This window comes from uncultured Alistipes sp. (genome assembly GCF_963931675.1).
In the GTDB taxonomy this organism is placed as follows: domain Bacteria; phylum Bacteroidota; class Bacteroidia; order Bacteroidales; family Rikenellaceae; genus Alistipes.
Window position 1 is genome coordinate 2,823,985 of record NZ_OZ007039.1, and the last position, 14,240, is coordinate 2,838,224.

General features: G+C 54.7%; 11 protein-coding genes, 1 tRNA gene and 1 pseudogene. 6 read left to right on the forward strand and 7 right to left on the reverse strand.

From position 1 onward, the window contains the following. Positions 1-535: 535 nt before the first annotated feature. The 3 genes and pseudogenes from ABGT65_RS11975 to ABGT65_RS11985 form a co-directional block, all read left to right on the forward strand. Positions 536-1,165: pseudogene (locus ABGT65_RS11975) on the forward strand (mobilization protein); the annotation flags it as partial. Between the two features lie 35 nt (positions 1,166-1,200). Next, positions 1,201-2,175, forward strand: a complete 975-nt coding sequence (locus ABGT65_RS11980; RefSeq protein ID WP_346702455.1) for an IS982 family transposase — start codon at positions 1,201-1,203, stop codon at positions 2,173-2,175. A 227-nt stretch (positions 2,176-2,402) separates the two neighbouring features. Further along, positions 2,403-3,602: a retropepsin-like aspartic protease gene (locus ABGT65_RS11985; protein ID WP_346703093.1), complete on the forward strand. Its 1,200-nt coding sequence runs from the start codon at positions 2,403-2,405 to the stop codon at positions 3,600-3,602. A 149-nt stretch (positions 3,603-3,751) separates the two neighbouring features. Here ABGT65_RS11985 and ABGT65_RS11990 read toward each other — a convergent pair. The 4 genes from ABGT65_RS11990 to ABGT65_RS12005 form a co-directional block, all read right to left on the reverse strand. After that, positions 3,752-3,825, reverse strand: a tRNA-Asp gene (locus ABGT65_RS11990). A 55-nt stretch (positions 3,826-3,880) separates the two neighbouring features. Further along, the gene (locus tag ABGT65_RS11995; protein WP_346702457.1) at positions 3,881-4,417 is read right to left on the reverse strand and encodes an RsmD family RNA methyltransferase; all 537 of its coding nucleotides are present in this window, start codon (positions 4,415-4,417) and stop codon (positions 3,881-3,883) included. Then, positions 4,408-5,028, reverse strand: a complete 621-nt coding sequence (locus tag ABGT65_RS12000; RefSeq protein WP_346702459.1) for a hypothetical protein — start codon at positions 5,026-5,028, stop codon at positions 4,408-4,410. Before ABGT65_RS12000 ends, ABGT65_RS11995 begins: the two co-directional genes overlap by 10 nt. Further along, the gene (locus ABGT65_RS12005) at positions 5,006-5,641 is read right to left on the reverse strand and encodes a hypothetical protein (protein ID WP_346702461.1); all 636 of its coding nucleotides are present in this window, start codon (positions 5,639-5,641) and stop codon (positions 5,006-5,008) included. The genes ABGT65_RS12000 and ABGT65_RS12005 overlap by 23 nt, the downstream gene beginning before the upstream one ends. A gap of 46 nt (positions 5,642-5,687) precedes the next feature. On the opposite strand from ABGT65_RS12005, the gene ABGT65_RS12010 reads away from it, so the two are divergent. The 3 genes from ABGT65_RS12010 to mutS all read left to right on the forward strand — a co-directional run bounded on the left by ABGT65_RS12010 (position 5,688) and on the right by mutS (position 10,581). Beyond that, the gene (locus ABGT65_RS12010; protein WP_346702463.1) at positions 5,688-7,103 is read left to right on the forward strand and encodes an AAA family ATPase; all 1,416 of its coding nucleotides are present in this window, start codon (positions 5,688-5,690) and stop codon (positions 7,101-7,103) included. After that, positions 7,096-7,671: a uracil-DNA glycosylase family protein gene (locus tag ABGT65_RS12015; RefSeq protein ID WP_346702465.1), complete on the forward strand. Its 576-nt coding sequence runs from the start codon at positions 7,096-7,098 to the stop codon at positions 7,669-7,671. Before ABGT65_RS12010 ends, ABGT65_RS12015 begins: the two co-directional genes overlap by 8 nt. 276 nt (positions 7,672-7,947) lie before the next feature. Beyond that, positions 7,948-10,581 (forward strand): DNA mismatch repair protein MutS, encoded by a 2,634-nt coding sequence (gene mutS / locus ABGT65_RS12020; protein ID WP_346702466.1) that lies wholly within the window; start codon positions 7,948-7,950, stop codon positions 10,579-10,581. Positions 10,582-10,662: 81 nt separating this feature from the next. Here mutS and udk read toward each other — a convergent pair whose 3' ends face one another. The 3 genes from udk to ABGT65_RS12035 all read right to left on the reverse strand — a co-directional run bounded on the left by udk (position 10,663) and on the right by ABGT65_RS12035 (position 14,142). Further along, entirely contained in the window at positions 10,663-11,283 is a 621-nt protein-coding gene (gene udk, locus ABGT65_RS12025) for a uridine kinase (protein WP_346702467.1), read from the reverse strand. Positions 11,284-11,362: 79 nt separating this feature from the next. Next, positions 11,363-13,318: a DNA topoisomerase (ATP-hydrolyzing) subunit B gene (gene gyrB, locus ABGT65_RS12030; protein WP_346702468.1), complete on the reverse strand. Its 1,956-nt coding sequence runs from the start codon at positions 13,316-13,318 to the stop codon at positions 11,363-11,365. A gap of 86 nt (positions 13,319-13,404) precedes the next feature. Beyond that, the gene (locus ABGT65_RS12035; protein WP_346702470.1) at positions 13,405-14,142 is read right to left on the reverse strand and encodes an ATP-binding cassette domain-containing protein; all 738 of its coding nucleotides are present in this window, start codon (positions 14,140-14,142) and stop codon (positions 13,405-13,407) included. Positions 14,143-14,240: the final 98 nt, after the last annotated feature.

The following is a 14,240-nucleotide window of genomic DNA, read 5'->3' on the forward strand; positions in this document are numbered from 1 at the left end:
CGGGCATCCCGACACCTCTTTCAGAAGTTTGAGAAAGTTTCTTGCCGGATGTTTGCTGTTGTTTCGAGGCCGTGATGCCATTCGAAGGAATGGCAATAGCGATCTGGGGGTCATCGGGAGGCATACAACGCTGATCCTTGCAGATCATCCATCCGACAGACACTCCAAGAACAAAAAGCCTTGTAAACAAACAGTTTACAAGGCTTTTGCTTCATTTGGCTCAACTCTATGTCGGCGCCTCATTCATATCGGCAGACTTCTTCGTCACCCCCCCCCTCCCTGGCGGTGTGTAGGGTGGGGTGGATGCTTGTCCGCACCATGAAGATTATCAGCAGGATATGTGGCAGCAAAACATGGCCCACCGATCAGGTGTCTTCACATATCCGCCCATCTCTTATTGGGTGATGGCAATGTTACGCACCTGATCCTCAAATTCGCTGCGAACGCAAAGTACGCGGTTTCGGATTTTCGACCGATAGTTGCAAATAGTACTTATCGAATACCGTAGAAATGTCGAAGATTCAGGAGCGTCGTATCGGAGATACGCACGGACAAGCTCAAAAGCGCGGCTACCGATGCTGCCACTGTCATAGCAAGCGGAGTGGGTTCTCTTTTCGGCAGCGGAAAAATGAAGAAACTGGAGCAATCCAATGAAGAATTGTGTCAGGAAATTGCCAAACGGGACAAGGACATTGATGACTTGAAAGCCCAAATGCAACGTATGCAGGAACAGCACGGCAAGCAGATACGCAACCTGCAAGGAATACACAACCAGGAACTTGAAGCCAAAGACAAGGAAATATCACGGTTGAATACCCTGCTTGAAAAGGCTCTCAAGTGGTTTCCGATGCTCAGGGAGATGTTGAGAATGGAAAAGTTGTGCGCTGCCATCGGCTTTACCAAAGAAATGATAGAGAGCCTCCTGACCAAGAAAGAGGCTATCAGGTGCAACGGCAGGATTTATTCCGAAGAACACAGGCGGAAGTTTGACATCAAGAACGATATTTTCAAGGTGGAAAAGAATCCGACAAATGACAGCAAACTGGTACTGACCATAAACAGACAGCCGATTGGCGAATGGTTCAAAGAGCAGTTTGATAAGTTACGGCAAGGCTTACGAATATCAACAGAAGAACCCCAAAAAAGTAGAGGATTTAAATTGTAATTACCCGTTGGCGGAATTAAAGGCATAAAACTTTTATGAAGAAAAAGTTGCGCATATTATTGGTGTTTAGTAAATTAGAGGTGTCTAAACATCTGATTTACATATACCGTATGCACAACTTATACGCAATATTCGCAAAATTTCTGGACATCTGCAAACAAAAAGCAGGAAATTTAGTCAATGAACAAGAGAATGTGCCCCGTCCGGGTGTTGTCCCCAAGTTTTCCGACCTTGAGGTGGTCGCTCTGAGCATGGCATCCGAAGCGGTCGGAATAGACAGCGAGTCCCTGTTGTTTTCCAGATTGAAGGAATACGGGGACAAAATGCCGAACCTTATATCCCGGAGGCAATACAACGACAGGCGCAAGTTTACGGCACAGCTCTGCAGGCTCATCCGGGAGAGAATCGCCAATGAGATGGATGGCGGCGAAGATTATTTCTGCATTGACTCCAAGCCGGTAGAGGTATGTCGGATAGCACGCGCCAAGCGTTGTACGATGGGCGGGAATGACTACCGGAAAGCCCCGTCCTACGGATATTGTGCCTCACAAGGTACATACTACTATGGGTATAAGCTGCACGCCGTCTGCGGGTTGAGCGGGGTCATACACTCTTTCGACCTGACGAAGGCGGGCGTGCATGACATCAATTACCTGAAGGATGTCAAGGTCGATTATTCCAACTGCACTGTGATTGGAGACAGGGGCTATATCAGTGCCGATGTGCAACTGGACCTTTTTGAGACGGCCCATATTCGTTTGGAAGTGCCTTACCGGAGAAACCAAAGGGACTGGAAACCTGTCTTCCATCCATTTGCCAAAGCCAGGAAAAGGATAGAAACCTTGTTCTCACAGCTATGTGACCAGTTTATGCTCATACGCAATTATGCGAAAGACACGGATGGGTTGTTCGCCCGGATTATCGGGAAAATCAGCGCACTTACAATCCTACAATACATTAACTACAAAAACAACAAGCCCATTGGAAGAGTCAAGTATGCGCTGACTTAATTCCGCCAACGGGTTGTAATTGTTAAATCGCTCAAATTTAGCAGGAAGGAGTAAGCGAATAGCATTTTGGTTACTCCTTTTTTCCTATCTTATGCTATCTTTGCACCCGTGTTTAATTTATCATTTACATTTCAGTTATGGGAATTATAAAAAGAATGTCCGTTCTCCTAATAGTTATTCTGTTAGGTTATACTTCTGTCTATTCACAAACACCGGCGGATGTGAAAATGGGTGAAATCCTGAACCATGGTGATTTATTTCAAATTAAGGAGCAATATCCGATATTAAGGGATTCTGTCAGCATAGAAATGTTGAATCTTGTGTCTGAAGCGCAACTCGGTGTAGGTTTCAATCAACTGGAAAGAGCAGGTGTTGCATTGGATAGTCTGTTGCAGTTTCATCAGGCCGAGCTTGGTGCAGAGACATCAATAGGAATGGCAGCCTTGCAAGGCATGAATTTCTTGAATTTGGGAATGTATGAGCAAGCTGGAAAAGTTGGAGAAGGTTTGGTTAATACGCTTAAAAAATCTGTACCGTTTGAAGCTCTTTATAGTTTTGTGTTTATAGAGAAAGTCGGCAAAGCACTTGCCAATGTACCTAAGCCTTATCTTGAACGCCCTGACCGGGACATTACTGTACCGTTAATTGTGGAAACCGTAGGAAGAGGCAAACATATTTATATTCCTGTGGAAGTAAATGGCATAACGAAAAACTATATTTTCGATACGGGCTGTTCATTTGGAAATTTCGTTTCAGAAAAGTATGCGGAAGAAGTTGGTTTAAAGGTTTTGGCGGATTCAATTCCTGTATCGGGTATGGAAATAGGCTTTGTAAAGCTTGCTATGGCAGATTCATTGAGAATCGGAGAACTGGTATATCATAATCCTGTTTTTATGGTTGCACCTCCTGACAATGAAGTGGACCCAGTGTTTGCATTTGACGGAGTACTGGGTTATCATTTTATCAGAGATGCAAGGGAAATAATCATAGACAATGAAGCGGGCGAATTTGTATTTCCACAGAAAATATCTGATGGAGAACCGAATATGTATCTGTCATCAAATACACCTCAAGTAAGGATTAGTTATGATGGACATCCTTTTGATTTGATTTTTGATACAGGCAATGTAAAATCTGATTTGGGGAATAAATTTGCAGAAACATTTCCCGATGCAATTGAGGGGCTCACGGAACAGACAACCTCCCGTGGAGGCTTTGGTGGTATATCTCAAACAAAAGCAGTCGTATTACCTGAATTTCGTTTTGAGGTGGCAGGTTCCACAGTTACATTATATAATACAGAAGTCATTAAAAATACGGAATCCGGTAGTCAGTTATTTTCTGGCTCATTAGGAGCGGATTTCGTGTTATCATTCAAACGGTTAGTTATTAACTATCAAAGCATGTTTATACGTGGAGAAAAATAGCAATAGTCGCAATAAATGAAATGAGGGGCAAACTTCAAGGTAAGTTTAGCCCTTTGTTTTTGCTTCATAATAGAAAACACCCGACCTTACATTCTTGGGTGTAAAATCGGGTGTTTAATTTGCAAAACATTGATTTTCAATGTTTATTGCGGTGCGTAGGGGACTCGAACCCCTGACCCCGTGCGTGACAGGCACGTATTCTAACCAGCTGAACTAACGCACCCCTTTTCGGTATTGCGAATGCAAAGGTAGTGTATTTTTTTGAATCGGCAAGCGTTTCAGGCCTTTTTGAAGAAAGAAAATTGTACGCTTCCGTAACTTCTTAATTGCCAGAACTCCGGATAATCCTCAAAATCCATTTTTCTGGAATGTTCGAAAATCAGCATTCCGTCCTGCCGCAGCAGATTGCGGTCCAGCACCTCCCGAATGACCGATTCGCTACCTTCGAGATCGTAGGGAGCGTCCGAAAAGATGATATCGAACTGCTTGGCGCAACTCTTCAGATAGAGAAAGACGTTGGCCTTGACGGGGTGGAGGCTTTCGATTCCCAAATTCCGGGCCGTCTGCCGGATAAAGTCGTAATGCACGGGATTGATCTCCACGGAGGTGACGCTCCGGGCACCTCGCGAGGCGAATTCGTAGCTGATCGACCCGGTTCCGGCGAAGAGGTCCAGGACGTCGCACTCCTCGAAATCGACGAGGTTGTTCAACACGTTGAAAAGATTCTCCTTGGCGAAATCGGTCGTAGGCCTTGCCTTGAGATTCCGCGGGGGATTGATCGCCCGACCCTTGTATTTTCCGCTGATTATTCGCATGTCACGGTTTTGAATTTTTTCCCGAACCATTTGCGGAGATCCCGGTCCTCGTGTCCGGCGAGTCTCAGGTCGTATTCCGCGAGCGGGAAGCTTTGCGCGAGCCGTTCGATGAAGTAGGTTGTTTCCTCGGGGCTGGGGGCCGGGATCACCTCGGCGAACTGCAGCACGCCGTCACGGTATATTTTCGTGTAGAGCAGGTTTTCCCGGCGGGTGATCCAGACTGTTTTTTCGCGTTTTTCGGGCTGGTGGAGCAGCGGCGTGGAGAAACTCAGCCGTCCGGAATATCGCGTTTCGAGTTGTTCGAGGAGCGTTCCGTCCACGGCGACCAGGGCCACAACACCGTTTCGGGGTCCGCAGCAGACGACTTGTTCATTGTCATGGGCCGGGGTCCCGTTAGCGGTGAGGAGTTCGCGGGCGGCCTGGGGGTCGAAGAGGTGCTCCGGGACGAGCACGGTGCGGGGGAGGATGAGCTCCACCTCCAGTGTTTCAGCGCCTTCGGCCGCGGGCCACCGGGCAGGCTCGGGGCGTGAAAAAGAGTGTCCATCCAACGACTGCTGAATGGACACTCCGAAGGATGAGGATGCGGAATTACTCCCAGTTACCTGCTTCATTGTTACCGGCATCCATGGAGCCGAACTTGAGTCCGGCATAACGGTTGAAGTTGTTCTCCTCGTCGTCGATGAGGTTGATGACCTCCTGGCGGTAAGCGATCGTATCGAGGAACATCTTGTAGGGGGCGCGGCACTCTACGACGGGGATTACGACTTTGGATTCGGTGGTGATGATACCTGCCTCCAGGATGAACTGTGCCTTGTTGTCGGTTCCGGGGATGTATCGGAATGCCTGGACATCCTCACGGGTGAGTTTCTTGGGGGCGAAGATGGTATCGATGACTGCGATTTTGAACTTTTCGACATTCTTGCGGCCCGATTTCTTCAGCATGGCCATAGCGACGGAGTCATCTTCGTCGACGATCTTTCGTTCGAGTTCGAGGGTATCGGTCAGGACGAAGGCCTCCAGGGTATCGAAGCTGGCGGTAAAGCGCTGATATTTGGTTTTGAAGGCGCGCTCAGCGGTACGGATGTCCTGCAGGCGTTCGATGACCAGCGCTTTTTTCTCCTTGGTTTCCTGTTCGAACCGGATCGGGGTTGAGATCTGGTCGTAGATGACATAAACCAGTACGATGATAGCTACAGCAAGAATGATTTGAAAGAGTTTTTTCATTTTATAAAATATTTGTTGTTAATTTTGCACGGTAAATCAGCGCCACATGTTCAGTACACGTATTGCGACCCAAATTTACGGTAAAATTTGTTTCGAAACAACTCCCGGACAAAAAAAAATCATAGAAAAATTGTCTGAATACCTTTCTGACGGGGATTTTTCGAAGATTTTCGTCTTGAACGGCTATGCGGGTACGGGCAAGACGACGCTTGTGGGGGCCCTGGTCGGGGCGCTCAAGGATTTGGGGATCAAGTCCGTATTGCTGGCGCCGACGGGCCGTGCGGCGAAGGTTCTGGCGCGGTACGCGGGGGAGAAGGCGCTGACGATCCACAAACGGATCTACCGTCAGCGGACGAACGCGGATTACGAGTCGAAATTCTCCCTGAATCTGAATCCCGAGCGGGGAGCCGTGTTCATTGTGGACGAGGCATCGATGCTTTCGGACCGGAGTTCGGAGGGGGCGGTTTTCGGCAGCGGGTCGCTGCTTTCGGACCTGGTGGCGTATGTGCGTTCGGGACGCGGGTGCCGTCTGATTCTGGTGGGGGACAGTGCGCAGCTGCCGCCGGTCGGGAGCGATTTCAGTCCGGCGCTGGACCCTGCGGCGCTGTCGGCCTACGGCGAGGTGGTCTACGGGACGATGGACGAGGTGGTTCGCCAGGAGTCCGAATCGGGCATCCTCTTCAATGCGACACTGGTTCGGTGTATGGTTGAAAACGGGCTTTACGAGATTCCGCATTTCGAACTGGACTTTCCGGACATCGAGGCGATCGACGGCGGGGAGTTCCTGGAGCGGCTGGAGGATTGCTACGCCCGCTACGGGCGTGACGAAACGATCGTCATCACGCGCTCGAACCGCCGTGCGAACCGTTATAACGAAGGGATCCGCCGGAATGTCCTGTATGCCGAGGAGGAGATCGAGAGCAACGACATGCTGATGGTGGTGAAGAACAACTACTATTTTCCGGAGCATACGCAGGATTGCCCGATGAACTTCATTGCCAACGGGGACATAGCACGGCTCAAGCGTCTGGGTCGTTTCGAGGAGTTCTACGGATTCCGGTTTGCGAATGCGGTTCTTTCGTTTCCGGACTACGACGATGCGGAACTCGACTGCAAGATCCTGCTGGATACGCTTGCGTCGGAATCCCCGTCGCTGACGCGGGAGGAGTCGACGCGGCTTTTCTACGAGGTGGAGAAGGACTACACGGAGATCCGGAGCAAGCTGAAACGGTTCCGTGAAATCCGTGAGAATCCGCATTTCAACGCCCTTCAAATCAAGTTTTCCTACGCCGTGACGTGCCACAAGGCGCAGGGCGGACAGTGGCGAGCGGTTTTTGTGGACCGTTGCCTGTTCGGGGACGAGCCGATGACGCGGGACCTGCTGCGGTGGCTCTATACGGCGCTGACGCGGGCCACGGACAAATTGTATCTGGTCAATTTCGACAAGGCATTTTATGAATAGCGAACGACACCCTTTGCAACCGTTTTTACCGTCGGGGGCCCGGATTCTGCTGCTGGGGAGCTTCCCGCCGCAGCGGAAACGCTGGTCGATGGAGTTTTTCTACCCGAACCTGCAGAATGACATGTGGCGGGTCGCCGGGTTGCTTTTTTTCGGGGACCGGGAGCACTTCCTGACGGCGGACCGCAAGGCATTCGACCGGTTGCGCATCGAAGCGTTCTGCCGTGAGCGGGGAATCGCTCTTTACGATACGTCGGAAGAGGTAATCAGACTGAAGAACAACGCTTCGGATGCGTCACTTCAAGTGGTGCGCGAGGTCGATCTCGAAGCCCTTCTGGCGCAAATCCCGGCGTGCCGGGTGCTTGTCGCCACGGGCGGGAAATCGGCCGAGACACTGAGCCGGATCCTCGGATGCGAACTTCCGGCCGTGGGCGAGTGGACCCGGGCCGCGTATGCGGGCCGGGAGTTGCAGGTTTGGCGGATGCCCTCCACGTCGCGGGCCTTCCCGCGCCCGGTGGAGTGGAAGGCGGAGTTTTACCGGCGGGCCTTCTCCGCCGCGGGAATTTTCTGAGCCGCTGCGGGGCTTTTCAGTCCAGGGATCTCCGAAAACCCCGCAGGGTTGAAAGGGGCCCCTGCTTGATCGTCGCGGAGGGGATTCTCTGCTCCGACCCTGGCCGCCCCGGGAGGGGAAAAAGTTGGAAAAAGGTCGAAAAAAATTCGAACCGGGGCTTTGCACGGTATCCGAAAAAGCCCTATCTTTGTGTGTCAAAATTATACCTTTTCCACTTTGGCCTCAAATCAAAAAACCGAAAAGAAAAACGAGAAAAAATACGTCGAGACACCCCTGATGAAGCAGTATTACGCGATCAAGGCGGTGCATCCCGACGCCATTCTGCTTTTCCGCGTGGGGGACTTCTACGAGACGTTCGGCGACGACGCCATCAAGGCGAGCGGCATCCTGGGCATCACGCTCACACGCCGTGCGAACGGCGCCGCCTCCTACGTCGAACTGGCCGGATTCCCCTACCATGCCATCGACACCTACCTTCCGAAGCTGGTTCGGGCGGGCGAGCGGGTTGCGATCTGCGAGCAGTTGGAGGACCCGAAACTGGTCAAGGGATTGGTCAAGCGGGGCGTCATCGAACTGGTGACACCGGGCATCGTCCTCGGGGACAACATCCTGGCCAACAAGGAGAACAACTACATCGCGTCGGTATACTTCGGGCGCCAGACGACGGGCGTCGCCTTCCTGGACATCTCGACGGGCGAGTTCTACGTCGCCGAGGGTACGGACGGCTACGTGGACAAGCTGATCTCGAATCTCCAGCCGAAAGAGGTTGTTTATCAGCGGGGCTATGAGGATCATTTCACGCAGGCCTTCGGGTCGCGGCTCTACACCTACCGGCTCGACGAATGGGTCTTTTCCGAGGAGGTCAACCGCGAAAAGCTCTGCAAGCAGTTCGGCACGAAGTCGCTCAAGGGCTTCGGCATCGACCACTTCACGAGCGGCATTTCGGCCGCGGGGGCGATCCTCTACTACCTGGAGTTCACCGAGCACCGCGAAACGGGCCATATCGCCTCGATCTCGCGCATCGACCAGAACGACTACGTCTGGGTGGACAAGTTCACGATCCGGAACCTGGAGCTTTTCTCGTCGAACGGCGCCCGGGAGAAGTGCAGCTTTGCGGATGTCATCGACCGCACGCTGACGCCGATGGGCGGACGCCTGCTGAAACGGTGGATCGCCATGCCGATCAAGGACCCGATGAAGATCAACGAGCGGCTGGACGTCGTGGAGCGCTTCACGAAGGATGCCGACCTGGCGGATACGGTCCGGGAGCAGGTCGCGCTGGTCGGGGACCTGGAGCGGATTGCGGGACGGATTGCGGCCCAGCGGGTTGCGCCGCGGGAGTTGGTCCAGCTGAAGAACTCGCTTACGGCGATCGGGACGCTGAAGGCGGCGCTGGAGTCTACGGACGACGAGCGTCTTCACGCCCTGGCGGCGCAGATCGACATCCTGTCGGAGATCCGCGACCGGATTGCGCGCGAGATCTACCCGGACCCGCAGAACAACCAGATCCAGAAGGGCGGCGTCATCGCCGACGGCGTGGACCCCGAGTTGGACGACCTGCGGCGCATCGCGCTGCACGGCAAGGACTACCTGGCGCGGATCCAGCAGCGGGAGAGCGAAGAGACGGGCATTCCGTCACTGAAAATCAGCTACAACAACGTCTTCGGCTACTACATCGAGGTGCGCAACACGCACAAGGACAAGGTCCCGGAGACGTGGATCCGCAAGCAGACGCTGGCGAATGCCGAACGCTATATCACCGAGGAGCTGAAGGAGTACGAGGAGAAGATCCTCGGGGCGGAGGAGAAGATGCTCGTGCTGGAGCAGCGGATCTATGCCGAGATCCTGGCCTTCATCTGCGGGTCGCTGACCCCGATGCTGCGCGACGCGGCGGCCGTGGCGCGGATCGACTGCCTGCAGTCGTTTGCGCAGCTGGCCGTCGAGCGGCGCTACGTGCGCCCGGTTCTCGATGACGGCAAGCGTATCGAGATCAGGCAGGGCCGCCACCCGGTGATCGAGACGCTGATGCCCGTGGGCGAGGAGTACATCCCGAACGACGTGATGCTCGACGACCAGAAGCAGCAGATCATGATGATCACCGGACCGAACATGTCGGGTAAGTCGGCGCTGCTGCGCCAGACGGCCCTGATCATCCTGATGGCGCAGATGGGGTCGTTCGTTCCGGCGAAATCGGCCCATATCGGGGTTGTGGACAAGATTTTCACGCGCGTGGGGGCCTCGGACAATATTTCGCAGGGCGAATCGACCTTCATGGTGGAGATGCTGGAGTCGGCGAGCATCCTGAACAACATCTCGGACCGGAGTATCGTGCTGCTGGACGAGATCGGCCGCGGGACGAGCACCTACGACGGTATCTCGATCGCGTGGGCGATGGTCGAGTACCTGCACAACCATCCGACGGCCCGTGCCAAGACGCTCTTTGCGACGCACTATCACGAGCTGAACGAGATGGAGCAGATGTGCCCGCGGGTGAAGAACTACCACGTTTCGGTGAAGGAGATGGGCAACCAGATCGTCTTTCTGCGCAAGCTGGAGCGGGGCGGTACGGAGCACTCGTTCGGTATCCACGTAGCGCGGATGGCGGGCATGCCGGCGTCGGTGGTGGCGCGTGCGGACGAGATCCTGCGCAACCTGGAGCTGGTCTACGGCAACAACGAGATCGTCCCGAGCCGGAGCCTGAAGGACCGGGGCAGGAAGTCGGCGGCACAGGCGGTGAAGGAGGCGGCCGAAAGCGGCATCCCGCAGAACATGCAGCTGTCGATGTTCCAGTTGGACGACCCGGTGCTGGTCCAGATCCGGGACCAGATCAAGGGGATCGACATCAATGCACTGACGCCGCTGGAGGCGCTGAACAAGCTGAACGAGATCAAGAAGATCACGGGATTATAAACCGTTGGATACGCATACTGAAAAGCCCCAAACCTGGGAATGGTTGGGGCTTTTGCTTTTGGCGGCCGTTTTTTCCGTACCTTACCCGCGCTCGATCAGGGATCGGATGCTCTGAATAAGCATGGCCACGGCTACGGAGTTGAAACCTCCCTCGGGGATGATGACGTCGGCATACTTCTTCGAGGGCTCGACGAATTCGTCGTGCATGGGCTTCACCGTGGAGGTGTACTGCGTGATGACGGACTGCATCGTGCGGCCGCGTTCGCAGACGTCGCGCAGGATCCGCCGTGCGAGCCGGATGTCGGCATCCGTATCGACATAGACCTTGATATCCATCAGGTCGCGCAGCTCCTTGTTCTCGAAGATGAGGATTCCGTCGACGATGATCACCTTCGAGGGCTTCACGCCGACGGTCTCCGGCATCCGGTCGTGGTCGACGAACGAGTAGACGGGATGTTCGATCGGAACGTTGTTCTTCAGGGCCTTGATGTGCTCGACGAGCATGTCGGTATCGAAGGCCTGGGGATGGTCGTAATTGAGTTTGGTGCGCTCCTCGTAGGTGAGTTCGGGATGCGCCTTGTAGTAGTAGTCGTGGCAGAGCGTAGCGACGTCATCCCCCTCGAATGCCTCCTGCAGTCGTTTGACGAGGGTCGATTTTCCCGATCCGGTACCTCCGGCAACTCCGATAACCGTAACTTTCATCTCGTGTCGATCGTTTTAGGGTAGTCTGATGGTCCAAAAAAGGACCGCCCTCCGTTGTAGGGCAGTCCTTTTCCGTAAATTAAGCGTCGATATTGGCGTAATGGGCGTTTCGTTCGATGAACTCGCGGCGGGGCGGCACGTCGTCACCCATGAGCATCGAGAAGATGCGGTCGGCTTCGGCGGCATTTTCGATGTTCACCTGGCGCAGAATGCGCGTGTCGGGATTCATCGTCGTCTCCCACAACTGGTGGGCGTTCATCTCACCGAGACCTTTGTAGCGCTGTACGTGGGCACCCTTGCCGAACTCGGCGGTAATTTCGTCGCGCTCCTTCTCGGTCCAGCAGTAACGCTCCTGCTTGCCCTTCTTGACGAGGTAGAGGGGCGGGGTGGCGATGTAGACGTGGCCGTTCTCGATGAGCTCCTTCATCTTGCGGAAGAAGAAGGTCAGCATCAGCGTGGCAATGTGGCTTCCGTCGACATCGGCATCGGTCATGATGATGATCTTGTCGTAACGCAATCCTTCGAGATTCAGTGCTTTGGAGTCCTCCTCGGTACCGATCTTGACACCCAGGGCGAGGAACATGTTCTTGATCTCCTCGTTCTCCCACATCTTGTGCTCCTGGGCCTTCTCGATGTTCAGGATCTTGCCTCGCAGCGGCATGATAGCCTGGAAGTTGCGGTCGCGGCCCGACTTGGCGGTACCGCCTGCGGAGTCACCCTCGACGAAGAAGATCTCGGCTACGGAACGGTCGCGGCTCGTGCAGTCGGCGAGTTTTCCGGGCAGTCCCGATCCGGAGAGGACGGTCTTGCGCTGAACGAGTTCGCGGGCATGGCGGGCGGCGTGGCGGGCCGTAGCGGCAAGGATGACCTTCTGCACGATGGCGCGGGCATCCTTGGGGTTCTCTTCGAGGTAGTTGCCCAGGGCTGCGGCCATGGCCTGGTCGACGGCTGCGGCGACCTCGTCGTTCCCGAGTTTGGTCTTGGTCTGGCCTTCGAACTGGGGCTCTGCGACCTTCACCGAGACGACGGCCGTCAGACCTTCGCGGAAGTCGTCGCCGTTGATGTCGAACTTCAACTTGGCGAGCATTCCCGAATCCTCGGCGTATTTCTTGAGCGTGCGGGTCAGGGCGCGGCGGAATCCCGTGAGGTGCGTACCGCCCTCGATGGTATTGATGTTGTTGACGTACGAATGGACGTTCTCCGAGAAGGAGTCATTGTACTGCATGGCGACCTCGACGGGGACCCCGTTCTTTTCGGTATCGAGGTAGATGATCTGCTCGATGATCGGCGTGCCGCGTGTGGCGTCGAGGTACTTGACGAACTCCTTCAGCCCCTCTTCCGAATAGAAGTGGTCTTCACGCAGCTTGCCTTCGTCGTCGGGGCGGCGGTCATAGAGGTTGAGCCGGATTCCCTTGTTCAGGAAGGCCAGTTCGCGCAGCCGGTTGGCGAGGATGTCGTACTTGTACTCGGTGGTATGGGTGAAGATTTCGGCGTCGGGCTTGAAGGTGACGATCGTACCGCGGTCGGAGCACTCTCCGACGATCTCGACCTGCGACGTGGGCTTGCCTTTGGAGTAGGACTGTCGGAAGATCTTGCCGTCGCGGTGGATTTCGGCGATGAGGAGTGTCGAGAGGGCGTTGACGCACGATACGCCGACGCCGTGGAGGCCTCCGGAGACCTTGTAGCTTCCCTTGTCGAACTTGCCTCCGGCGTGGAGGACGGTCAGAACGACCTCGAGGGCCGATTTACCCTCCTTCTCGTGGAAGTCGGTGGGGATACCGCGGCCGTTGTCCTTGACGGTGATGGAGTTGTCCTCGTTGATCGTGACGTCGATGTCGGTGCAGTACCCGGCGAGGGCCTCGTCGATGGAGTTGTCGACGACCTCGTAGACGAGGTGGTGGAGGCCCTTTTCGCCGATGTCGCCGATGTACATGGCAGGGCGTTTCCGCACGGCTTCGAGGCCTTCGAGGACCTGGATGTTCGACGCGGAATATGCTTCTTCCTGTTTCTTAACGTTTTCTTGTTCGGTGCTCATTTCGTCGTTTTGAAATATCGTACAAATGTACGAAAAAGTTTCGGATAATCCAATAGAGCGGAACGCCGCCGGGGATCGAAAAAAAATCAGGCGAGTTCGGCCGTGAGATCGACTTCGCGGATCTTTCCCTGGGCGAAGAGGATGGCGCGGGCGGGGTAGTTCTCGATCAGCGCCGTGTTGTGTGTGGACATGACGACGGCGCAGCCGTTCTCGGCGATCCGCCGGAAGAGCTTCATGATTCCGTCGGCCGTCACGGGGTCGAGGTTTCCGGTGGGTTCGTCGGCCAGCAGCACCTGTGGATCGTTGAGCAGCGCCCGGGCGATCACCAGCCGCTGCTGCTCGCCTCCGGAGAGTTCGAAGGGCATCTTGTAGCTTTTGGATCCGAGTTCGACCAGCCCGAGGACCTTGTCGATGCGTTCGCGGATCTCGTGCTCATGCTTCCAGCCGGTAGCCTTCATCACGTAGTAGAGGTTCATGAAGACGTTTCGGTCGGTGAGGAGCTGGTAGTCCTGGAATACGATTCCTATGCGGCGGCGCAGGTGGGGGATGTCGCGGCGGCGGAGCCTCCGCAGGTCGAACCCGGCGACTTCACCTTCACCGGTCAGGAGCTGCATTTCGGCATAGAGGGTCTTCAGCAGGGAGCTTTTTCCGCTGCCGACGCGCCCGATCAGGTAGACGAACTCGCCGGGCCGGACGGCGAGGTTTACGTCCGAGAGGACCATTTCGCCCTGTCGGAGGAGTTTTTTTTCGGAGATGCTCCCGAAGGGGTCGTCGGCGTGGTAGATGGCTACGTTGCGGAGTCTTACGACGTATTTGCTGTCCATGGTTGTCGCGGTTTTCGGAAAACAAATATAGGAAAAATATCCGGAAAGGGGAGCGTGGCGGGAAAAAACGAAAAAAATGTATTATCTTTGCGGGGTCT